Source organism: Oerskovia sp. NPDC060287, from assembly GCF_042726775.1.
Taxonomy (GTDB): Bacteria; Actinomycetota; Actinomycetes; order Actinomycetales; family Cellulomonadaceae; genus Oerskovia; species Oerskovia merdavium.
On sequence record NZ_JBHXBO010000009.1, the window covers coordinates 1 to 22,808 of the forward strand.

The 22,808-nt window shown below is 71.7% G+C and carries 15 protein-coding genes; 9 read left to right on the plus strand and 6 right to left on the minus strand.

Annotated features, from left to right (window positions below; all coding sequences use genetic code 11):
- Positions 1–86: 86 nt before the first annotated feature.
- From glpK to ACFWFR_RS01660, 3 genes are all read right to left on the minus strand, one after another.
- The gene (gene glpK, locus ACFWFR_RS01650) at positions 87–1,604 is read right to left on the minus strand and encodes a glycerol kinase GlpK (protein ID WP_191804473.1); all 1,518 of its coding nucleotides are present in this window, start codon (positions 1,602–1,604) and stop codon (positions 87–89) included.
- Positions 1,605–1,747: 143 nt separating this feature from the next.
- Positions 1,748–2,509: an MIP/aquaporin family protein gene (locus tag ACFWFR_RS01655; RefSeq protein WP_377620762.1), complete on the minus strand. Its 762-nt coding sequence runs from the start codon at positions 2,507–2,509 to the stop codon at positions 1,748–1,750.
- 216 nt (positions 2,510–2,725) lie between these two features.
- Positions 2,726–4,474 (minus strand): FAD-dependent oxidoreductase, encoded by a 1,749-nt coding sequence (locus ACFWFR_RS01660; RefSeq protein WP_377620764.1) that lies wholly within the window; start codon positions 4,472–4,474, stop codon positions 2,726–2,728.
- Between the two features lie 240 nt (positions 4,475–4,714).
- On the opposite strand from ACFWFR_RS01660, the gene ACFWFR_RS01665 reads away from it, so the two are divergent.
- Entirely contained in the window at positions 4,715–5,719 is a 1,005-nt protein-coding gene (locus tag ACFWFR_RS01665) for a sugar-binding transcriptional regulator (protein WP_191804479.1), read from the plus strand.
- A 37-nt stretch (positions 5,720–5,756) separates the two neighbouring features.
- Complete coding sequence (locus ACFWFR_RS01670; protein ID WP_354509451.1) at positions 5,757–6,284, plus strand: amino-acid N-acetyltransferase; 528 nt, start codon at positions 5,757–5,759, stop codon at positions 6,282–6,284.
- Positions 6,285–6,294: 10 nt separating this feature from the next.
- Here the strand turns inward: ACFWFR_RS01670 and ACFWFR_RS01675 are convergent, their stop codons facing one another.
- Positions 6,295–7,251 carry an A/G-specific adenine glycosylase gene (locus ACFWFR_RS01675; protein WP_377620766.1) on the minus strand — a complete coding sequence of 319 codons (957 nt, stop codon included), beginning with the start codon at positions 7,249–7,251 and terminating at the stop codon, positions 6,295–6,297.
- A gap of 122 nt (positions 7,252–7,373) precedes the next feature.
- On the opposite strand from ACFWFR_RS01675, the gene ACFWFR_RS01680 reads away from it, so the two are divergent.
- Positions 7,374–8,204, plus strand: coding sequence for a hypothetical protein (locus tag ACFWFR_RS01680; RefSeq protein WP_377620768.1), 831 nt, complete (start codon positions 7,374–7,376; stop codon positions 8,202–8,204).
- A gap of 62 nt (positions 8,205–8,266) precedes the next feature.
- On the opposite strand, the gene disA is transcribed toward ACFWFR_RS01680, so the two are convergent.
- Positions 8,267–9,352, minus strand: coding sequence for a DNA integrity scanning diadenylate cyclase DisA (disA, locus tag ACFWFR_RS01685; protein WP_191804487.1), 1,086 nt, complete (start codon positions 9,350–9,352; stop codon positions 8,267–8,269).
- A 76-nt stretch (positions 9,353–9,428) separates the two neighbouring features.
- Positions 9,429–10,925, minus strand: a complete 1,497-nt coding sequence (radA, locus tag ACFWFR_RS01690; protein ID WP_191804489.1) for a DNA repair protein RadA — start codon at positions 10,923–10,925, stop codon at positions 9,429–9,431.
- Positions 10,926–11,076: 151 nt separating this feature from the next.
- Here radA and ACFWFR_RS01695 point away from each other — a divergent pair, with 151 nt between their 5' ends.
- The 6 genes from ACFWFR_RS01695 to ACFWFR_RS01720 all read left to right on the plus strand — a co-directional run bounded on the left by ACFWFR_RS01695 (position 11,077) and on the right by ACFWFR_RS01720 (position 22,764).
- A complete protein-coding gene (locus ACFWFR_RS01695) occupies positions 11,077–11,649 on the plus strand; it encodes a potassium channel family protein (RefSeq protein WP_377620770.1) in 573 nt (190 codons plus the stop codon).
- A 243-nt stretch (positions 11,650–11,892) separates the two neighbouring features.
- A complete protein-coding gene (locus ACFWFR_RS01700; protein WP_377620772.1) occupies positions 11,893–16,461 on the plus strand; it encodes an Ig-like domain-containing protein in 4,569 nt (1,522 codons plus the stop codon).
- Between the two features lie 192 nt (positions 16,462–16,653).
- Positions 16,654–19,899: an OmpL47-type beta-barrel domain-containing protein gene (locus ACFWFR_RS01705; RefSeq protein WP_377620774.1), complete on the plus strand. Its 3,246-nt coding sequence runs from the start codon at positions 16,654–16,656 to the stop codon at positions 19,897–19,899.
- 126 nt (positions 19,900–20,025) lie between these two features.
- Complete coding sequence (locus ACFWFR_RS01710) at positions 20,026–20,715, plus strand: hypothetical protein (RefSeq protein ID WP_377620776.1); 690 nt, start codon at positions 20,026–20,028, stop codon at positions 20,713–20,715.
- Positions 20,716–20,839: 124 nt separating this feature from the next.
- Complete coding sequence (proC, locus tag ACFWFR_RS01715) at positions 20,840–21,697, plus strand: pyrroline-5-carboxylate reductase (RefSeq protein WP_191804495.1); 858 nt, start codon at positions 20,840–20,842, stop codon at positions 21,695–21,697.
- Complete coding sequence (locus tag ACFWFR_RS01720) at positions 21,694–22,764, plus strand: LacI family DNA-binding transcriptional regulator (RefSeq protein WP_225220446.1); 1,071 nt, start codon at positions 21,694–21,696, stop codon at positions 22,762–22,764. Before proC ends, ACFWFR_RS01720 begins: the two co-directional genes overlap by 4 nt.
- Positions 22,765–22,808: the final 44 nt, after the last annotated feature.

The following is a 22,808-nucleotide window of genomic DNA, read 5'->3' on the forward strand; positions in this document are numbered from 1 at the left end:
TTATACCCGCCGGGGGGGGCGGGCCCCCCCCCCCCCCCCACCCCTCCTGTGCGAGAGGACGACCTCCCGGGAACCGTCGAGAAGGACTACTTCTCGACGTCCTCGTCGACCCAGTCGAGGGTCTTGCTGACGGCCTTCTTCCAGTTGCGGTAGAGGCGCTCGCGCTCGCCCTCGTCCATCGACGGGGTCCAGCGCTTGTCCTCGGCCCAGTTCGCGATGACGTCCTGCTCGCCCTGCCAGAACCCGACCGCGATGCCCGCGGCGTACGCGGCGCCGAGCGCGGTGGTCTCGGCGACCTTGGGCCGCACGACGTCCACGCCCAGCTGGTCCGCCTGGAACTGCATGAGCAGCTCGTTCTGGACCATGCCGCCGTCGACGCGCAGCTCGGTGAGGTCGACGCCCGAGTCGGCGTTCATGGCGTCCAGGACCTCGCGGGTCTGGAACGCCACGGCCTCGAGCGCCGCGCGCGCGATGTGGTTCTTGTTGACGTAGCGGGTGAGGCCCACGAGGGCGCCACGCGCGTCGGAGCGCCAGTGCGGCGCGAACAGGCCCGAGAACGCGGGCACGAAGTACGCGCCACCGTTGTCGTCGACCTTGCGGGCGAGCCACTCGACGTCGGGTGCGTCCGAGAACATGCCGAGGTTGTCGCGCAGCCACTGGATGAGCGAGCCCGTGACGGCGATCGAGCCCTCGAGCGCGTAGCGGGCGGGCTGGTCGCCGATCTTGTAGCAGACCGTGGTGAGCAGGCCGTTCTCGCTCATGACCTTCTCGGTGCCCGTGTTGAGCAGCATGAAGTTGCCCGTGCCGTACGTGTTCTTGGCCTGCCCGACCTCGAAGCAGGCCTGGCCGAACGTCGCGGCCTGCTGGTCACCCAGGATGCCCGCGATCGGGACACCCGGGAGAAGCCCGCCGGGGCGTCCCTTCCCGTAGACCTCGGAGGACGACTTGATCTCCGGGAGCATCGAGAGCGGGATGCCCATGTCGGCCGCGATGTCCTCGCGCCAGCTCAGGGTGTCGAGGTCCATGAGCATGGTGCGCGAGGCGTTGGTCACGTCGGTGACGTGCACGCCGCCGTCGACGCCGCCCGTCATGTTCCACAGGACCCAGGTGTCGGTGTTGCCGAACACGAGGTCGCCGGCGTCGGCCGCCTCGCGGGCGCCCTCGACGTTGTCGAGGATCCACTTGACCTTGGGGCCGGAGAAGTACGTCGCGAGGGGCAGACCGACGATCGCCTTGTACTTCTCGGGGCCCGCGTCGCCGCCGAGCTCGTCGGCGATCTTCTGCGTGCGGGTGTCCTGCCAGACGATCGCGTTGTAGACGGGCTTGCCGGTCCTGCGGTTCCACACGACCGCGGTCTCGCGCTGGTTGGTGATGCCCACCGCGGCGATGTCGGTGTAGGTCACGTTCGCGCGGGTCAGCGCGAGGCCCACGGCCTCGCGGACGTTGTTCCAGATCTGCTCGGGGTTGTGCTCGACCCAGCCGGCCCGCGGGAAGATCTGGTCGTGCTCGAGCTGGCCGGAGGAGACGATCTCCCCGGCGTGGTTGAAGACGATGGCCCGGGAGCTGGTGGTTCCCTGGTCGATGGCGAGAACGTAGTCGGCCATGGTGTGTCAGTCCTTCACGTCGGTGTGGTTGAGCGGGTGCCGCGCTGCGCGGCAGGAGTTCACGAGAGGTCGCCGTGCCCGACGGCGGGTGGTCGCGTGACCGGGGCGGGTCGCCCTCGTCCCGGTCACGCGGGTGGAGCCGGTCAGCCCCAGGCTGCCCCGAGGAGGCCGGCGAGCACGCCACCGACGAGGGGACCTGCGACCGGGACCCACGAGTAGGCCCAGTCGCTCGAGCCCTTGCCCTTGATGGGCAGGAGGGCGTGGGCGATGCGCGGGCCGAGGTCACGAGCAGGGTTGATCGCGTACCCGGTGGGACCACCGAGGGACGCGCCGATGCCGACCACGACCAGTGCGACCGCGAGCGGGCCGAGGCCCGAGGGGGTGTTGCCGGAGGCCACGACGAAGAACACGAGCACGAACGTCGCGATGACCTCGGTGATGAAGTTCCAGGCGTACGAGCGGAGCTCGGGGCCGGTCGAGAAGACCGCGAGCTTGGTGGCGGCAGGCGCCTCCTCGTCGAAGTGCTTCTTGTACGCGAGGAACGCGAGCACGGCACCGAGGATCGCACCGATCATCTGCGCGCCGAAGTACATGAACATGTTGCTCACGGTCGGCTCGATGGTCGCGGTGACCATCCCCTCGGGCCCGGTGACCGAGTAGAAGGGCCGGTCTGCGGTGAACAGACCGATCGTCACGGCCGGGTTGAGGTGCGCGCCGGACTTGTAGGCGACGTACACGCCGGTGAAGACGGCAAGGCCCCATCCGAAGTTGATGAGGAGCCAGCCGCCGTTGAAGCCCTTGGTCTTGGGGAGGATCACGTTGGCTACGACGCCGGCGCCCAGCAGGATCAGGGTCGCGGTGCCGAGTATCTCGGACCAGAAGGCGTTGAGGAGGAGTGTGTCCATCAGCTTCTCTCTTTCTTGGTGGACTTCGTTGTCGCAACCACCCCGGCGCATCCGTGCGGCGGGGCCCCGGTGTACGCCGCGAGGTGCGCACCCGTGAGGTTGAGGGGGGTGCCGGCCCCGACGTCGCCCGGCGCGAGCCGAGCGGGCCGGGGACCGGCGGATGAAGTTGTTCTCGGGGAGCCCCTGGGGGCTCCGGTGGTCAGGAGGACAGGTTCGTCAGGAGGCGTCGAGCGGCTTGAGCGGTGCGACGTCGTCGGCCGAGAGGCGCGTGCGCTCGGCCGAGGCGTCGTCGGGCTCCTGCTCGGCGGCCTCCTCGGCTCCGGCGCGTGCCGTGTAGGACGCGATCTCCGCGGCCTTCTGCTCGTCGGTCCAGCCGAGGAGCGGGGCGGCGATGTCGGCGATCTCGGGGAGGGCGCCGAGCCCGCGGTCGAGCACCTCGTAGTTGAGCCGCGTGCGGTGCAGCAGGAGGTCCTCCAGGTGGAGGGCGCCCTCGTGGGTCACGCCGTAGCTGATCTCGGCCCGCAGGTAGGCGGGCGCGTGCTCGAGCGGCTTGGCGAGCGAGGGGTCGGACTGGCACAGCGCGACGATGTCGCGCAGGTTCGAGCCGTAGCGGTGCAGCAGGTGGTCGACCATCTGCGGGGTCCACCCGAACTTCGAGGCCCACGGCCGGGCCTGGCGCCGCACGGCGTCGAGACCGACGGCGCCGAGCAGCGGGATCTTGTCCGTGATCGAGGGGAGGGCCGCGGCGCGCTGACCGATCGCGAAGTCGACCGCGTCCTTGGCCATGACCCGGTACGTCGTGAGCTTGCCGCCCGCGATGACCGTGAGGCCCGGCGTGGGCGACGCCGTGGTGTGCTCGCGCGAGACCTTGGCCGAGCTGGTGCCCTCCTTGGTGCCGGGCTGGAGCAGCGGACGCAGGCCTGCGTAGGTCCCGATGATGTCGTCGCGCGTCAGGGGCTGGGCGAGGACCGCGTTGGCGTGCTCGAGGATGTACTCGATGTCCGCCGAGGTCGCGACCGGGTGCGTGAGCTCCTGCTCCCACGGGGTGTCGGTCGTGCCGATCACCCAGTAGCGGGACCAGGGGATGATGAAGAGGACCGACTTCTCGGTCTGCAGGATCAGGCCGACCTGGCCCTTGATGCGCTCGCGCGGGACGACGATGTGGACGCCCTTCGACGCCAGGACGCGCAGCCCGCCGTCGGTGCCCGCGAGGGCCTCGGTGTCCTCGGTCCACACGCCCGTCGCGTTGATGACGGCGCGGGCGCGGACCGTGATGCGCTTGCCCGTCTCGAGGTCCTCGAGGATCGCGCCGTTGACGGCTCCGGTCGACCCCTTGGTCAGCTCGACGACCTGGGTGCGGGACGCGGCGTGGGCCCCGTAGGAGGCCGCGGTGCGGATCAGGGTGGAGACCAGGCGTGCGTCGTCGACCGAGGCGTCCCAGTACTGGACGGCGCCGATCGCGGCGTCGTGCGCGAGGTCGGGGAACTTGCGCTCCATCTGCTTGCGCGACAGGTGGCGGTGCAGGGGCAGTGCGCGCTTGCCGGGGGCCATGCTCGCGAGCGTGTCGTACAGCGCGATCCCGGCGCCGACGTAGGCCCGCTCCCACACGCGGTGCTCGAGCGGGTACAGGAACGGGACCGGGCGCACGAGGTGGGGGGCGAGGTCCTTGATGAGGAGGTCGCGCTCGGTCAGCGCCTCGTGGACCAGGTGGAAGTCGAGCATCTGCAGGTAGCGCAGCCCGCCGTGCACCAGCTTGCTCGACCGGCTCGAGGTCCCGGAGGCCCAGTCCTGGGCCTCGACGATCGCGGTCGAGAGGCCGCGGGTCACCGAGTCGAGGGCGATGCCGGCTCCGGTCACGCCTCCGCCGATCACGAGGACGTCGAGCTCCTGGTCCGCGCTGGTGCTCGCCTCGAGCGCTGACAGCGCCTGCTGGCGAGACTCTGCGGTGAGTCTGCTGGAAGTCATCCGATGGCCTTCTCTCGTCGTCGAACTGGTGCGTCCCCGGTGGGAGGCGCAGGAGGAGTACCTCCTGTGACATTCCCACGGGTCCGCTTCACGCGCTAGCGGTACGACACGGTTCCCGTCCGGGCACCGTTCCGTGGCACAGCGCTGTTGAAATGCCGCTGCACGTATTAACGTCAACATGTCAGGAACGTTCGCGCAAGCGCAGTGCACAAACGTGCAACAGAGGTGGGAGACCGGCAGATGGCGGATCGGGAGCAGGACGTCCTGCGGGCGGCCTCGATGTACTACCTCCAGGACATGAAGATGGAGGCGATCGCGAAGCACCTGAGGACCTCGCGGTCGACCGTCTCGCGACTGGTCAAGAAGGCCCGTGAGACAGGTCTGGTGGAGATCACGCTCCGGCCAACGCAGAGTCGGGCGCCGGGTCTGGGGGCGCACATCTCGGCCACGTACGGCATCGACGCCTACGTGGTGCCCGTCCCTGACTCGACACAGCAGGTGGACCGGCTCGACCAGGTCGCCCTGACGACCGCACGGCTGCTCGGCTCGTGGTTCGACTCCGACATGATCCTCGGCATCGCCTGGGGAACGACGCTCGCGGCGATCTCCCGGCACCTGAGCCGCAAGCCGACCCGCGGCTCCGCCGTCGTGCAGCTCAACGGGGCGGCGAACACGCGCACCTCGGGCGTCCACTATGCGGGCGACCTGATCGCGGGGTTCGGCGAGGCGTTCGACGCGCACGTGCACCATTTCCCAGTCCCGGCGTTCTTCGACTTCGCCGAGACCAAGCAGGCGATGTGGCGCGAGCGGTCGGTCCGGCGTGTGCTGGACGTCCAACGCAGGGCCGACGTCGCGCTGTTCTCCGTCGGGGCCGTCTCGGGCGGCGTGCCCAGCCACGTGTACTCGGCGGGCTACCTCGAGCCCGAGGACATCGCGGTGCTCGACGCCGAGGGCGTGGTGGGGGACGTGTGCACGGTGTTCCTGCGGGCCGACGGCACGTACCGCGACATCGCGCTCAACGAGCGCGCCACGGGCCCGGGGCCCGACGAGCTCCGGCGGATCCCGCAGCGCATCTGCGCGGTCGCGGGGGACAACAAGGTCGCGCCGCTGCGGGCCGCGCTGCGCGCCGGGGTCGTCACGCACCTGGTCGTCGACGAGATCACGGCGTCGCACCTGATCGAGCAGGAGACGGGGCGGATCTCGGTCGCGCGCACGCGCAATGAGAGTATGCATTCGGGTGCATGATTACGCATCAGGCCGTCTCGCGGCGTAGATTGGGCGCGTGACGAGCACCTCCACCCCCACCCTCACGCTCCGCCCTGCCCTCCCGGCGGACGTGCGGGCCATCCGCGGGCTCGTCGAGCCCTACGCGCAGGCCCGCATCCTCCTGGCCAAGGAGATGGTCGGCTACTACGAGGCCGTCCAGGAGTTCGTCGTCGCTGACGTCGGCGAGCCCGGTGCGCCCGAGGTCGTCGGGTGCGGCGCGCTGCACGTCATGTGGGACGACCTCGCCGAGATCCGCACGCTCGCGGTCGACCAGGCCTGGCGCGGGCACAGGGTCGGGCACCAGCTCGTGGTCGAGCTCCTCGACCGCGCCCGCGCCCTGGGGCTCCAGCGGGTCTTCTGCCTGACGTTCGAGGTCGACTTCTTCCGCGCGCACGGGTTCGAGGCGATCGACGGGACCCCCGTGTCGCCCGACGTCTACGCCGAGCTCCTGCGCTCGCACGACGACGGCGTGGCCGAGTTCCTCGACCTCGCCCGCGTGAAGCCCAACACGCTCGGCAACACGCGCATGCTCATCACGCTCTGAGGAGTCTCGCTCAGGCCGGCAGCCGGTAGACGTCGCCGTCCTGCTCGAGCAGCCCGTCCTCGACGAGGCTCGCGACGCACCGCCCGAGCTGGGCCGCGTCGGGCCACAGCCCCGCGACCACCTCGCGGTGCACGGGGCCGTCCGCCCCGCGCAGCGCGGCCATGACCCGGCCCCGTGCCTGGCGGTCGGTACCCTCCCAGGCCTGGGTCCGTCGTCGGGCGGCGTGCTCGTCCGGCGGGCTGCCCGCAGCCCGCCACGCGCACAGGTCCGCGACCGGGCACTCGCCGCAGCGCGGCGAGCGCGCCGTGCACACGAGCGCGCCCAGCTCCATCGAGGCGGCGGCCCACAGGGCGGCGTCGGCGTCCTCGGGCGGCGCGACCAGCGTCGCGAGCCGGCGCTCGGCCGCGGTGTACGACGGCGCGGGCAGCGCGGTCCCCGACACCGCACGCGCCAGCACGCGCCGCACGTTCGTGTCGACGACGACCGCGCGCCGCCCGTGCGCGAACGCCGTCACGGCCGCGGCCGTGTACTCCCCGACGCCCGGCAGTGCGAGCAGCTCACCCGCGTCCTGCGGCACGAGCCCCGCGTGCCGATCGACGATCGCCCGTGCGCAGTCCTGCAGGCGCAGCGCGCGCCGCGGGTAGCCGAGGCGCCCCCAGGCGCGCAGGACGTCGGCCGTCGAGGCCGCGGCCAGGTCCGCCGGCTCGGGCCAGCGGTCCATCCAGGCGCGCCACGCGGGCTCGACGCGGACCACGGGCGTCTGCTGGAGCATGACCTCGCTGACCAGGACGCCCCAGGGGGAGCAGTCGTCGCGCCGCCACGGCAGGTCGCGTGCACTCCGGGCGAACCACCGCCCGACGGCGTCACGCAGGTCCGCGTGCGGGTCCGGGGCCGGGAGGCTCGCCAGGGCGGTACGGGTGTCGGTGCGAGCGTCGGCGGCGCCGGGCGCGATGGGGGAGAGCGGCATGGTCCGACCATTCTCGCCGATGCGCGAGGGCGCGGTGTGGCAGTGACGGAAGCGTCCCGTCGGGGACGTACCGTTGCCCCAGCGCAGGACTGTCCAGCGCAGACCGTCGAACGGAGCCGCACGTGAGCACGCCGCGAGGCACCCGGCCACCGACCGGGGCGACCCCGGTCCCAGGGCGCCCGGGCGCCGGGTCCGGCGGCGCGTCGTCGGGCAGACCCACGTCCCGGACCCTGCGCGTGCGGCGCATCCTGGCGCTCGTCCTGCTCGCGGTGATCGTCGTGGGCGTCGTGATGCTCGTCAAGGCGGCCATCGCGTTCGGGAGCGGCCTGCTCGCCGACGCACCCGAGGGCAAGGTGGCTCCGCCCCCGCCGCAGGAGGCCGCCGTCGGCGGGTACAAGAAGTGCGAGGTCAAGGACCTCACGCTCGGGCTCACGGCGTCGAAGTCCGCGTACGCCGACGGAGAGAACCCGTCCTTCGCGCTCACGCTCACACACGTCGGACGCCGCCCCTGCTTCGTCGACTCCTCGCCCGCCTCGCTCGAGCTCGTCGTGACCTCGGGACAGGACCGCATCTGGTCGTCGGTCGACTGCCCGCCCGCCAAGAAGGTGCTGCTCATGGCCCCCGGCGATGCGTACCCCCAGACCGTGGACTGGGCGCGTGCACGATCTGCCGCAGAGTGCCCCGCAGACCTGCCCGCACCCGGGGCGGGCGACTACAGCGCGGTCGTGACGTCGACCGAGGTGAGCGGCCTGGCGAGCGCACCCGTGGTGTTCACGCTCCAGGCTCCGCCCCCACCGCCCGTCGAGACGCCGCCCGCGACCGAGGCACCTGCCGACGGGACAGTACCTCCCGCTGAGGGGGACGCAGCCGCCACGGACGAGACGGCTCCCGCCGACGGGGCGGTTCCTCCGGCGGACGGGGCCGAGACCACGACCGACGGCGCGACTCCGTAGACCGAGCCGGGGTCGCCGCTCGGAGGATGCTGCACGTGGGGGTGCTGGACGGGCCCTCGGGCCTAGACGTACCGCTCGAGGATGCTGGACTCCGCGAGCCGTGAGAGCCCCTCACGGACCGCGCGGGCTCGCTGCTCGCCCACGCCGTCGACTGCCATGAGGTCGTCGATGCTGGCTGCGAGGAGCTTCTGCAGCCCGCCGAAGTGCGTGACCAGGCGGTCGATGATGGCGCCCGGCAGGCGGGGGACCTTGGAGAGCAGCCGGTACCCGTGCGGTGCGACCGCGGCGTCGAGCGCCTCGCCGCCTCCGGGGAGCTCGAGGACTCGGCCGATGATCGTGAGATCGAGCAGCTGGGTCTGGTCGAGGGCGGCGAGCGCGTTCTTGACGTCCGCGAGCGAGCGTTCCTTGCGGCTGAGCTCGACGTAGTCGCGGATCACGGACTCGCGGTCCGAGCCGATGCCGCCGATCAGCTCGTCGAGCTGGAGCGCGAGGAGGCGACCGTCGGTGCCGAGCTCCACGACGTAGCCGGCGATCTCCTCGGAGATGCGCCCCACCATCTCGAGGCGCTGGACGACCGCGCACACGTCCCGGACCGTGACGAGGTCCTCGATCTCGAGCGCGGACAGCGTGCCGCTGACCTCGTCGAGGCGGGCGCGGTAGCGCTCGAGCGTCGCGAGAGCCTGGTTGGCGCGCGACAGGATGGTGTCCGAGTCCTCGAGCACGTAGCGCAGGCCGCCGACGTAGAGCGCGACGATCCGCATGGACTGGCTCACCGAGATGACCGGGAAGCCGCTCTGCTTGGCGACGCGCTCGGCGGTGCGGTGACGCGTGCCGGACTCGGTGGTCTCGATCGTGGGGTCCGGGAGGAGCTGGACCGCCGCGCGCAGGATCCGGTTCGCGTCGCGGTCCAGGACCACGGCGCCGTCCATCTTGGAGAGCTCGCGCAGCCGCGTCGCCGAGAAGCCGACGTCCAGCACGAACCCTCCCGAGCACATGGTCTCGACGACCTTGTCCAGGCCCAGCACGATCAGTGCACCCGTGCGACCTCGAAGGATGCGCTCGAGCCCGTCGCGGAGCTCGGTACCGGGGGCCACTGCGGCGAGGGTCTCCCGGAGCAGGTCGTCAGGATGCACAGGGGAGTTGGCCACGTGGGCATCTTACGCTGCCAGGTTGTCTCAGGGGCAGGAAAACGCCGTCCGCGGACAACTGGAGGTCACGATGGGATCACGGTTGACCGACGTCGAACCGGGTGCGCTCCTGCTGCGGGGGCAGGTGGCCGCCGCGGGCGAGCTCGACGGCCTCTCCCAGGTGCTGCGCGGGCAGGACCGTCATGCCCGCAGGCGGTTTGGGAGACGACCCGTGCGGCACCACGGCCCGCGTGAAACCGAGACGGGCGGCCTCGGCGAGCCGCCGGTCCAGCCCGGCGACCGGGCGGATGTCCCCGGCGAGCCCCACCTCCCCGATCGCGATGGTCCCCGGGGGCATGACCTGGTCCTCGCGGGCCGAGAACGTGGCCAGCGCGATGGACAGGTCTGCCGCAGGCTCGCTGACCCGTGCCCCGCCGATCGTCGAGACGTACACGTCCTGGTCGACGAGGCGGACCCCGGCGTGCCGGTGCATGACCGCGAGGATCATCGCGAGCCGGCTCGAGTCGATCCCGCTCGTGGTGCGCCGCGGGTTGGCCAACGAGCTGGGGACCACGAGCGACTGGATCTCGAGGGCGAGCGGCCTGCGGCCCTCGAGGGTCACCGTGATGCACGTGCCGGGGACGCCCGCCCCCGAGTGCGACAGGAACAGCCCGCTGGGGTCCGCGAGCCCCACGATCCCCGTCTCCGAGAGGTCGAAGCAACCCACCTCGTCGGTGGGGCCGTAGCGGTTCTTGATCGCGCGCACGAGGCGCAGGCGCGAGTGACGGTCACCCTCGAACTGGCACACCACGTCGACCAGGTGCTCGAGCGTGCGGGGCCCGGCGACCGAGCCGTCCTTTGTCACGTGCCCGACGAGGATCACGGGCAGGTCGCGCTCCTTGGCCGCGGCGATGAGCGCCGCGGCGACCTCGCGGACCTGGCTGACACCCCCCGGGGCCCCGTCGACCTGAGCCGAGGCGATGGTCTGCACCGAGTCCACGACCAGGAGGTCCGGGTTCGTGGCCTCGATGTGCCCCAGGACCGTCGCGAGGTCCGTCTCGGCAGCGAGCAGCAGGCCGGGGGCCAGCGCTCCCACACGCTCGGCGCGCAGCCTGACCTGCCCGGCGGACTCCTCGCCGGTGACGTACAGGACCGTGCGGGGCCGCGGTGCGGGACGGGGAGCGTCCTCGGGGGAAGCGACCTTGTCGCTCACCCCGGCCGCGACGTTGCTCGCGACCTTGAGCAGGAGCGTCGACTTGCCGACGCCCGGCTCCCCGGCGAGCAGCACCACGGCCCCCGGGACGATCCCACCACCCAGCACACGGTCGAACTCCGCGACCCCCGTGGGGGTGGCCCGTGCGGTCTCCACGTCGATCTCGCCGATGGGGCGCGCCGGGGAGCGTGTGGGCGCGACGGCCGCGGTGCGCGGTCCTGCCGACGCGGCGGCCTCCTCCGTGACGGTGCCCCACTCCTGGCACTCGCCGCAGCGGCCGACCCACTTGGCGGTGGTCCAGCCGCACTCGCCGCAGCGGTAGGCGGGACGGGCCGGGCGCTTGCTCGTGGCGCGGGAGGCCGCGGAGGTCGATGTGGTCACGGGCGCCACGCTAGCGACAGGCACCCACACGTGCCGCGGCCCGGTGCGCCCGTGCCCACAGGCCGGCGCACCCGTGCCGGTACGGTGCTCCGTCCCTCCGGTCGGACCGGTCCCGCTCGCGCGCCGGTGGGCCCTTGTCCATCATGAAGCCATGCGACGGCTCCGGAAGGACAGCCCGTGGTGGACGGTCATCACCACGCTCGGCTCGCTCGCGGCCTGCCTGCTCCTCTTCTACGGCGTGCCGCTCGGTGACGGTGGGCGAGAGTGGGAGCAGATCCTCTTCTTCGTGACCGGGTTCGTCGGACTCTGCTACCTCGTCACGTTCCAGGTGCGCCGCCAGCTCCGTGCCGGCCGAGAGCCGAGCGTGCGGGTCCAGTCCGTCGTCGGGCTCCTGTCGCCGATCATCATCTTCTTCGCGATCGCCTACTACCTCCTGGCCGTCCACAGCGAGGCCGAGTTCGTGGGCATCGAGACCCGCACCGACGCCCTCTACTTCACGGTCGTGACGCTGGGGACCGTCGGGTTCGGCGACATCCACCCCGTGGGGCAGGCGGCGCGGGTCGTGACGATGGTCCAGATCCTCTTCGACCTCGCGGTCATCGGCATCCTCGTCGCGGTCGCCACGCAACGGCTCGAGTCGCGCGCGCGGTGGCGCGAGGAGCACGGTGAGCCGGACGAGGACGACGGGTCGGACGCGCCCGCCTCCGGACCCCACGAGCGCTGACCGAGTCGGCCGAGGCCCACCGAAAAATCGCCCTGAGAAACTTTCGGTGCTGGGCGCCCTGAGACGGCTCGTGCAGAGCGTGATAGCGACATCATCGCAGGTCAACCCGCAGGTACACTCATATGTGAACGCTCATACGAAGCGGCCAGAACCGGACCAATCACCGAAAACCATTGCGTTCCGCGTTTCTGTGTGCCATCTTTCCGGGGACCGAACCATCTCGACGAGGAGAGGTGTACGCCCGTGAAGAAGCGAGCGACCAGACCCCAGCACGTCCCGGGCGGCAGAGCCCGGCTGACGATCGCGAGCACGTTGACCCTTGCCGTGGCCACGACGGGACTCGTCGTCCCCTCGTTGGCCCAGGCCGCTCCCAACGCGGACGTTGGCTACCCCGTCTTCAGCGGCGACGCGAAGCCCGTCCCCGCGGAAGGGACCGGCTACCACGTGCGCAACCAGCTCCAGGCGATCTACGACGCGGACGTCGCGGCAGGTGCCGGGAGCGGGACCGACAAGGACTTCTGGATCGACAAGATGCTCGCGCGCACGGGCAACGCACCGGGCGGTTCCAACGGCGACGCGAACCAGTGGCTGTTCAGCCGTGGCCGCGCGGTCTTCATGAAGACCCACCAGCCCGCCACGCTCGGGTTCGGCGGCGAGGTGGCGTACTGGGAGTCGCTCGCGGGCGGGCAGGGCGCGTACACGATCACCCTGAACGTCAACGGTGCGAACGTCACGCTGACGGAGGACGCGGCAGCCCGGAAGCAGACCCCCAGCTACTGGCGCAGCACGTTCGTCAACACGGCGCAGGGCCTGCGCGTGGTGCAGACCAAGTTCATCACCGACGCCAATGTCGCGGTCACGAACCTCACGGTCTCGAGCACGAACGGCACGGCCAAGCAGGTCAAGGTCTCGGCCGCGTCGTCGTTCGCCAAGACCCCCGAGGGCGACGAGCTCACGGGCTCGGTGCAGGCGTTCAACAAGCTGACCACGGTCTTCCCGCGGCTCTCCGGCGACGGCTTCTCGCCGGCCGACGGTGCGATCACCCGCACCCTGGACGTCCCGGCGACGGGTTCGGCCAGCACCAAGGTCCAGCTCGGGTTCGTCACCGAGGAGATCCCCGAGTCGCGCACCGACTACGACGCGTTCCGCGCGGCGACGCCTGCTGCGGCCTACACGGAGCACGTCAGCGCCTACAACCGGTGGTGGGCCGACAACGTGCCCTACCTGGACACGCCCGAGGACAACATCGACAAGACGCTCTTCTACCGCTGGTGGCTGATGCGCTTCAACTTCCTCGACGCGAACATCCCGGGCAACGACTTCCAGTTCCCCACCTCGATGGAGGGCGTGCTGGGCTACAACAACAACATCGTCCTGACCACGGGCATGTTCATCGACGACCTCAAGTACTTCCGCGACCCCGTCTACTCCTACGGTCCCTGGGTCTCTGCGGGCGAGGTCGCCAAGAGCGGCAAGTACGTCGACAACCCGGGCGATCCCGCGAACTGGTCCAACAGCTACACGCAGTACATCTCCGAGGCCGCGTGGCGCTCGTACCAGCTGCACGGCGGACCGACCGTGATCGCCCAGAACCTCGCGCAGTACGCCGAGCGGGACGTCAAGGACCTGCAGGCGTCGTTCGACAACGACGGCAACGGCCTCATCGAGTACAACTGGGGCGCCATGACGGGCAACGACGCCGACGCGGTGTCGTTCCACTGGCGCGCGGGCAACATGGACCGCACCGAGAACGCCTACCTCTACTCCAACGCCAAGGCGTCGGCCGCGGCGTACCGGACCGCGGGCAACGAGGCCAAGGCGGTCGAGATGGACGCCTTCGCCGAGCAGATCAAGGCGGCCGTCCTCGAGTACCTCTGGGAGCCGGCGCGCGAGACGCCCGACGAGGTGGGCCTGAAGGGCAACCTCCTCAAGCACCGTCACGTCGCGACCGACGCGCTGGTGCCGTGGAAGGAGATCAACAACTACTACCCGTTCAGCGTGGGCCTCATGCCCAAGCCGGGCGACGCGGACTACGACCAGCCGTACGTCGAGGCGCTGCGCCTGTTCGCCGACGACGAGCAGTACCCCGTCTTCCCGTTCTTCACGGCCAACCAGGCGGACCAGGCGGCCTACGGCGGGCCGGGCAGCAACAACTTCTCGGTCATCAACTCGACCGTGTCGTTCCGGATGCTCTCGAGCGTCCTGCGCGACTACCCGAACGACTACGTGGACGCCGAGCTCTACAAGAAGCTCCTCTACTGGAACGCGTGGTCGCACTACCAGAACAACGGCGACAACAGGTACCCGGACCAGAACGAGTTCTGGTCGAACGGCACGGCCGACCCGCAGAACATCGGCTACCGCTCGTGGATCCACCACACGATCCTCGGCACGACGAACTTCACGATGATCGAGGACGCGATGGGCCTGCGCCCACGCTCGGACGACAAGATCGAGCTCGCCCCGATCGACATCGACTGGGACCACTTCACGGTCAACAACGTCCGCTACCGCGACAAGGACCTCACGATCACGTGGGACGCCCCCGGCGGCGAGAAGCACTACGGGGCCGACGTCCCCGAGGGGTACTCGGTCTTCCTCGACGGTGAGCTCGCGTTCACGGTCGACGAGCTCGCGCACGTGACCTACGACCCGTCCACGGGCACGGTCGACGCCCCCGCGGGCGTCACCGTGACCACGGCCGAGGAGCGTCAGGTCCAGGCTCCGCAGGACGTCGTGTTCGCCGCGGACGCCCGCGTCGTGGACATGATGGCCAAGGCGGGCGCCGACGTCTCCCCGGCCTCGGCCGGCTCGACGAACCTCGCGCAGGGCAGGCCCGTCACGGCCTCGTTCTCCGCGAACGGCCGGGGTCCGGCGGGTGCCGTCGACGGCACCACGGTCAACGAGCCCTTCTGGGGCACCGTGGGCTCGCCGAACGCCAAGGACTCGCTCGAGGTCGACCTGGGCTCGGCCCAGAAGGTCGACGACGTGCGCGTCTACTTCTACCGTTCGTCCTCGACCGCGACCGTCTCGGGTTACTCGGCCCCGGCGCTCTACACGGTCGAGTACCTCGACGGGACGCAGTGGAAGCCCGTCCCGGCGCAGTCGCGCGCCCCCCTGTTCCCGCAGGGCAACTTCAACCACGTGCAGTTCCCCGAGGTCACGACCTCGAAGCTGCGCGTGACCGTGACCCACGCGGCGGGCGCCAAGACCGGCATCAAGGAGGTCCAGGCCTTCTCGACCGGGGTCGAGGCCCCTGCCTCGACCAACCAGGCGCCCAAGGCCGACGCGTGGACGGACTCGACCTACAACCAGGCCGGCTCGGCCCGGCTGCTGGGCACCGCCCAGGACGACGGTCTGCCGAACGGTCAGATCACGTCGGGCTGGTCGGTCGAGTCCGCGCCCGAGGGCGGCAGCGCCGTGTTCGACAACCCGAAGGCCACGACCTCGGTCGTGCGCTTCACGAAGTCCGGCGCCTACACGCTGCGCCTGACGGTCTCGGACGGCGAGCTCACCTCGACCAAGGACGTCGTCGTCCAGGCGACGGCGCTCTCGGACGGCGAGATCAACGTCGCCTCGACGGCCACGCCCACCGCGGACTACACCGCGGGCTGGAACAACGTGAACGCCGTCAACGACGGCAAGCCGTCGTTCTTCACGGGAGGCGCCGGCACGGACCTGTGGGGCACCTGGTCGGGCTCTCGCCCGGCGAGCCGGTGGCTGCAGTACGACTTCGAGGCCCCGGTCCGGGTGGACAAGGCGTCGATCGACTTCTGGACCGACACGACCACGGGGGGTGACGGCGTGGCCGTGCCCAAGGCGTGGAAGCTCCAGTACTGGGATGCGGCCGGAGCGGGCTCCTGGAAGGACGTGACGAACCCGTCGACGTACGGCACCGAGCGCCTCAAGACCAACGAGGTGACGTTCGACGCGGTCACGACGAGCAGGCTGCGCGCCGTCTTCACCGCCCTGCCCAACGCCGGGGGCACGAGCAACTCTGCCGTGGGCGTGTCCGAGTGGCGTGTCTTCGCGGCTCCCGCGGTCTCGGCCGCCGACGTGCACGTGCGGACCGCCGTCGGGACCCTGCCCACGCTGCCGGCCACCGTCGCGGTGACCTACGCGGACGGCTCGGTCGTCGAGAACGGCGTCGCCTGGGGTGCGGTCGAACAGGCGCAGGTCGAGCAGATCGGTGACTTCCCGGTCCAGGGATTCGTCGCCGGCACCACGCTCGTGGCCCAGGCGACCGTCTGGGTGCGCGGTCCGGACGCCGTCCAGATCAACACGATCGGCGACACCGCGGTCTCGACCTCGGTCGGTGCCGCACCGGTCCTCCCGGCCACGGTCACGGTCCAGTACAACGACGGTTCCCAGCAGAGCGGGATCGCCGTGACCTGGGACGTGGTCGAGCCCGCGCAGTACGCCGCGGACGGCACGTTCGAGGTCACGGGAGCGGTCGAGGGCACCGACAAGCGGGCCAGGGCGACCGTGACGGTCGGCACCGGTGAGGGCCAGCCCGAGCCGGACGTCGCGGTCACCGTGACCGCGAGGTCGCAGTGCGTCGGCAAGGTCGCGGGGCTCTCGGTCCGTGTCGTGAACGACGAGGAGGTCCCGGTGGACGTCAAGGTCACGACGCCGTTCGGCACCAAGACCTTCGCCGGCGTCGCGCCCGGCAAGTCGGCCAGCCAGACCTTCAGCGCCCGCAAGGACGCGATCGAGGCGGGGACCGTGAGCGTCGTCGCGACCGCGACGGTCGACGGCACCGCGCTCACGACCGAGGTCGAGCAGGCGTACGACGCCGTCAGCTGCGGCTAGACCCGAACGACCGCGGGGGCGGCGGCTGCAAACGTCGCCCCCGTGGTGCCAGACCGCGCACCCCGGGGGAGAGGGAACCCTCGGGGTGCGCGCCCCTCAGCTCCTGCCCGTCCGGGCGGCGGCCACGCAGGACACGCCGACGTGCTCCTCCGGTCGCCCGGCCGGAGCAGGTCGAGCAGACCGGAGAGCACAGTGAGTCCCACCAGACCGTTCCTCGAACCACCACGCCGGACCGCGCGCAGCGGCCCGTCCGTCACGGCGGCAGCGGCCGTCGTCGCGGTCGTCGCCTCGACGACGTTCGCGCTCGGCGCGGGCCAGGCCACCGCGGCCACGCTGCCCGACGGCGCAGCGCCCGCCCCGCAGGTCGTCGCGGCTCCCGCGTCGTACACCTTCACGAGCCCCCACAACCCGATCCTGGGAGACGGCTCGTACTACTCGGCCGACCCCGCGCCGCTCGTCGTCCCCGCAGGGGCGCCGGGCAACGACTCGGCGTCCGACCAGCTCTACGTGTACACGGGCCACGACGAGGCGGGCCCCACGACCAACGACTTCATCATGAACGAGTGGGGCGCGTTCGTGACCGACGACGTCCTGGTCTCGGGGTCGACGGGCGAGTGGACGCACTACCCGTCGCTCATGCGTCCCGAGCAGGTCTTCGCGTGGGCTACGCCCGGACGGGCGTACGCGGGCCAGGTCGTGCCCGGGATCGACGGCCGCTACTACTGGTACGTGCCGGTGCACGAGGCCGCGAGCACCGCGGAGGACAAGTTCGGGATCGGTGTCGCGGTCTCCGACTCGCCGACCGGCCCCTGGACGGACCACGTGGGCGCGCCGATCATCTCGCAGAAGGTGCCCACCGCGAACACGATCCACAACATCGACCCCACGATCCTCGTCGACGGCGAGGGCGCGGCGCAGAAGGTCTACGTCTACTGGGGGAGCTTCGGCAACCTGCGCATGCTCGAGCTCGGGCAGGACATGAAGACCCCGGTGGGCTCGGTCCGGACCGTGAGCGGCCTGACGGGCTTCTTCGAGGGTGCGTGGGCCTTCGAGCGCGACGGGACCTACTACATGGCGTACGCGGGGAACAACGCCGGTGCGACGTCGTCGTGCACCCCGGCGAACTACCACGCGTGCATCGGGTACGCGACGGCCGCCTCGCCCGCCGGCCCGTGGACGTACCGCGGGACGATCCTCGACCCCGTCTCCTCGACCACGAGCCACCCGGGGATCGTCGAGTACGACGGCGAGTGGCGCCTGGTCTACCACACGGCCGACGCCGTGGGCGGGAACCACTTCCGCCGATCGGTCGCGGTCGACACGCTGCGCTTCGACGACAGCCAGACGCCGGCCCGGATCGAGAAGGTCGTGCCGACACCGGCCCGCACGGCCGACCGGACCCCGCGCGCGAACGTCGCGCAGGAGGCTCGGGTCACGGTGTCGAACGACCCCGTCCCCACGCAGTACTGGATCAAGGCGCTCAACGACGAGATCGTGCGCCCGAACCCCCTGCCCCCGGACATGTGGGGCACCTGGACGGGGAACAACCCGGCTCAGCAGTGGGTCCAGTACACGTGGGACTCCCCGGTCCGCGTCGGCGGTTCGCAGATCGACTTCTGGAACGACCAGCCGCAGGGCACGGGCGTGGGCGTCGCGGCTCCGGCCGCATGGCGCATCCAGTACTGGGACGCGACCGCGGGCGCGTGGGCCGACGTCCGGAACCCGAGCGGCTACGGGACCTCGACCAACGGCTTCCAGAGCACGACGTTCGACGCGGTGACCACGACCCAGCTCCGCGCCGTCCTGGACGCCTCGACCAACGGCAGCACGTTCTCGGGCGTGGCGGTCGAGGAGTGGAAGGTGCTCGCGGCCCAGCCCGCTGCGATCGACCGGCCGGCCATGACCGTCGAGATCGGCGAGACGGAGCTGCCGGGCACGGTCGCGGCGACCTACCCCGGTGACCCTGCCGAGACGCTCGCGCTCCCCGTGTTCTGGGACGCGGTCGACCCGTCGTCGGTCGCGCAGGCGGGGACCTTCACGGTCGAGGGCTCGGTCCTCGGCTACGCCGCCGGGCGGGTCACGGGCACCGTGACCGTCGTGGACCCGGCCGACACCGAGGGGGACGACACCGCCCCGGAGGTCGCGTTCTCGGTCAGCGGCTCGGCGGGCACCGGCGGGTGGTTCCGGTCCGACGTCACGGTCCGTGTGTCGGGCGCGGACGACGGCGGGGGTCGGGTCACGCTCGACACGCGGGTCGACGACGGCTCGTGGTCGAGCACGCCGAGCGTCCGGTTCGTCGACGTCGCGGTGAGCGGCGACGGCCGGCACGTCGTGACGGCGCGGGCCACGGACAACGCGGGGAACACCTCGGCCGAGAGCACGCAGACCGTCTCGATCGACCGCACGGCCCCCGTGAGCACGGGGGTGCTCGACGAGACCGCTCGCACGGTCACGGTCACCGCGACCGACGCGACGTCGGGCGTTGCCCGCGTCGAGTACATGGTCGGGACCGGCGCATGGACCGAGTACTCCGGTCCCGTCGCCGCACCGGACTCGAACAAGCACGACGTGTCGTTCCGGGCGATCGACGCGGCGGGCAACGCCGGGACGGCCCAGCGCCTGACGATCGCGGCCGACGTCTCGGGCCCGTTGACCGGCAACGTCGCGCCCATCGCGACGCCGAGCGCGTCCTACACCGCGGGCTGGAACTCGCTGGGCGCCGTCAACGACGGCCTGGTGCCGAGCAGCCCGAGCCAGGGGCAGCTGTGGGGTACCTGGTCGGGTGAGCGGCCCGAGAGCCAGTGGCTCCAGTACGACTGGGCCCGGCCCATCGTGCTCACGGGGGCCGAGATCCAGTTCTGGCAGGACTCGCCCCAGGGGACGGGCAACGGTGTCGCCCAGCCTGCGTCGTGGTCCCTGCAGTACTGGGACGCCTCGGGACCGGGGTCGTGGAAGGACGTCGCGAACCCCTCGGGGTACGGCACGAGCACCACGGCCCTCAACGCCGTGACGTTCGACCGGGTCACGACGTCCCGGCTGCGCGCCGTGATCCACGCGGACTCCGACGGGACGAGCTACTCGGCCGTCGCCGTCTCCGAGCTGCGGGTCATGGCGGACGACCCCGGGGTCGGTACGCCGGAGGACCCCGAGGTCGCCGTGACCGTGACGGTCACCGCGAAGTGCGTGGGCGGGACCGCGCAGATCGCCGTGCGTGTCGTCAACGACGAGCCCGCACCGGTCTCGGTGCAGGTCCGGACGCCGTTCGGCACCAAGTCGTTCGTCGGGGTGGCGCCCGGCAAGTCCGCCGCGCAGACCTTCTCGGCCCGGTCCGCCGGGGCCGAGGCGGGCGTCGTCACGGTGGTCGCGACCGGGCAGGTCGGCGGCCAGGACGCGGCGAGCACCTTCGAGGCGCCGTACGGGGCCGTGGCCTGCGGCTGACGGGTGGTGGTCCGGGCGCGTCGCGTCCGGACCACCGCCGGCCGGGCTCGTCCGCGCGGCCTGCACGGACACTGCGGTGGTACGCAATAGGCTGACGCGAGCAGAGGTCGGATCGAGGGGAGCGCCATGAGCCAGCAGACGGGTCGGCCGCGCCCGACGTCGCGGGACGCCTCCGGGCTGCGTGACAGCAGGCACGGTCGTGCGCCCTCGTCGGCCGTGTACGCCCGACGCCGCCTGGTCGCCCTGGTCGTGCTCCTCGCGCTGCTCGCGGGCGTGGTGGGCTTCGCGGCGCTCGTGTGGCCAGGGTTCGCCCGGGCGGGCGAGGCCGAGGTGCCCGCGGAGGTCACGGTCACCGAGGCGCCGCCGACGCCCACGATCGAACCGGTCGAGCGGTCCGCCTCGACCGAGTTCGCCCAGGCGCTCCCGGACACCGTGCTCCAGTTCGCGCTCCGGTCGGAGGCGCCGACCGACGCGTACGGCGACGCAGGGGCGATCGAGGGGCACGAGCTGGCCTACGCGGACGGCGAGGGCGACGCGGCGAGCAGCGTGGCCGTGCTCGCGGGACAATGGGGGAGCGACGACGAGGCAGAGGTGGCCTATTCCGAGCTGCTCGAGGCCGCGGTGGCCGCGGGGGGAGAACCCACGACCACGGGCGACGTCGAGGTCGACGGCAAGCCCGTGGGAACCTATGCCGTCACACCGGTCGCCGCGGCCGCCGGGACGGCGACCGTCACCTGGCGCAACGGCACGGCCGTGCTGCAGGCGACGGGACCCGTCGACCAGATCGAGAAGTTCTACACAGCGTTCCCGCTGTAGCCGCCGAGAGGCCGCCGCGCCGGACGGTCCGACCGACGGTCAGGCGCGGCGCGCGTCGCTCGCCGGGGCCGCAGCAGGGCAGGCCCGACGGGCCGGGACGCACGACGAGGAAGCAGGAACAACGATGTCCACGACGACCCACCAGGTCGACAGCCCCAGCAGCCACACCCGGCTCGCCGTCCTCGGGACCGGTGTGATGGGCGAGACCGTGCTCGCGGGGGCCCTCCGCGCGGGGTGGCTGCCCACCGACGCGGTCGCGACCGTGCGTCGCGCCGAGCGGGGGCGGGAGCTCGAGGAGCGCCACGGCGTCACCACGACGACGGACAACACCACCGCGGTGCGCGACGCGGGTCTGGTCGTGGTCGCCGTCAAGCCCAAGGACGTCGCGGGGCTGCTCGCGGAGGTGTCGCCCCACCTGGGTGAGGGGACCGTGGTGGTGAGCGTCGTCGTCGGGCTCTCGACGCGCTTCTACGAGGACCGCCTCCCGGCCGGGACGGCCGTGGTGCGCGTCATGCCGAACACGCCCTCGGTCATCGGCTCGGGTGTCAGCGCTGTCAGCGGAGGAGCCGCGGCGAGCGACGACGACGTGACCCTCGTCGAGCGGCTCCTGAGCCGGACCGGGCTCGTGGTCCGGGTCGCGGAGAAGGACCAGAACGCGGTGGCCGCGCTCTCGGGCTCCGGGCCCGCCTACGTCTTCTACGTCGTCGACGCGCTCGCCGAGGCCGGGGTCCTGCTGGGCCTGACCCGCGCCGTGGCGCTCGAGCTCGCGACCGCTACCGTGCTGGGCTCGGCCCGCATGCTCGACGAGACGGGCGAGCACCCGGTCATCCTGCGCGAGAAGGTCTCCTCGCCCGGCGGCACCACGGTCGCGGCGCTGCGAGCGCTCGACGACGGCGGCGTCAGGGCAGCGTTCCTCACGGCGCTCGAGGCCGCTCGTGACCGCTCGGAGGAGCTCGCCGCAGCCTTGGAGGCGCAGGCATGAGCGCCGACGTCGGGCGCACCCGACCTCCCGCGATGTCGGACGTAGCGGAGCTCGCGGGCGTCTCGCACCAGACCGTCTCGCGGGTCCTCAACGATCACCCGAGCGTGCGCCCGCAGACGCGGGAGCGGGTGCTCGACGCGATCGCGACGCTCGGGTACCGGCGCAACAGCGCGGCGCGCGCGCTCGTGACGGCGCGGTCGGGGACCATCGGCGTGGTCACGACGGGCTCGGCGCTGTACGGGCCGACGAGCACCCTCATCGCGGTCGAGGGGGCCGCACGCGAGGAGGGGTACTTCGTCTCGGTCGCGACGATCCGCCGCTACGACGCCGAGACCATGCACACGGTCCTCGAGCACTTCATGGCCCAGGCGGTCGAGGGCATCGTGGTCATCGCGCCCCAGACGGACGTCGCGGCCGCGGTCGACTCGTTCCGGGCGCCCGTCCCGATCATCCTCATCGCGGCCCGGGAGCCGGACGAGGTGCACGCGGGGGCGCCCGGGACGGGGGCCGCGAGCATCCTGCCCATCGCGGTCGACCAGCGGCTCGGCGCGCGCGTCGCGACCGAGCACCTGCTCGACCTGGGGCACCGCTCGGTGATCCACCTCGCGGGCCCGCTCGACTGGTTCGACGCGCGCGAGCGGGCCAAGGGCTGGAACGACGCGCTCGCCGCCAGGGGGGTGCCGGAGATCGACCGCGAGATGATCCGTTGCTCGTGGTCGTCCGACGCGGGCTACGAGGTCGGTCGTGACCTCGCACGCCGGGTGTCGGCGGGGAACGGGCCGACCGCGGTCTTCGCGGGCAACGACCACCTCGCGCTCGGCGTGCTCCAGGCGTTCTGGGAGGCCGGCGTCGTGGTCCCGCGCGACGTGTCCGTCGTCGGGTTCGACGACGTCGAGGGCTCGGCCCACTTCATCCCGCCGCTCACGACGGTCCGCCAGCCCTTCGCCGAGCTGGGTCGGCGGTGCATGGCGCTGCTGCTCGACGCGTTCGCCGGTTCAACGCGCGAGTCCACGCAGATCCCGCCGGACCTGGTGGTCCGGGCGAGCTCGGGACCGCCGAGCGCCTGAGGCAGGCGCGGGGCCCACCGGCAGGTGGTTCCGTCCTGCGCCGC

Coding starts and splice junctions, on each gene's coding strand:
- ACFWFR_RS01720 (WP_225220446.1), top strand. CDS start 21,694: ATGAGCGCCGACGTCGGGCGCACCCGACCTCCCGCGATGTCGGACGTA.
- glpK (WP_191804473.1), bottom strand. CDS start 1,604: ATGGCCGACTACGTTCTCGCCATCGACCAGGGAACCACCAGCTCCCGG.
- proC (WP_191804495.1), top strand. CDS start 20,840: ATGTCCACGACGACCCACCAGGTCGACAGCCCCAGCAGCCACACCCGG.
- ACFWFR_RS01655 (WP_377620762.1), bottom strand. CDS start 2,509: ATGGACACACTCCTCCTCAACGCCTTCTGGTCCGAGATACTCGGCACC.
- ACFWFR_RS01660 (WP_377620764.1), bottom strand. CDS start 4,474: ATGACTTCCAGCAGACTCACCGCAGAGTCTCGCCAGCAGGCGCTGTCA.
- ACFWFR_RS01695 (WP_377620770.1), top strand. CDS start 11,077: ATGCGACGGCTCCGGAAGGACAGCCCGTGGTGGACGGTCATCACCACG.
- ACFWFR_RS01665 (WP_191804479.1), top strand. CDS start 4,715: ATGGCGGATCGGGAGCAGGACGTCCTGCGGGCGGCCTCGATGTACTAC.
- ACFWFR_RS01710 (WP_377620776.1), top strand. CDS start 20,026: ATGAGCCAGCAGACGGGTCGGCCGCGCCCGACGTCGCGGGACGCCTCC.
- ACFWFR_RS01675 (WP_377620766.1), bottom strand. CDS start 7,251: ATGCCGCTCTCCCCCATCGCGCCCGGCGCCGCCGACGCTCGCACCGAC.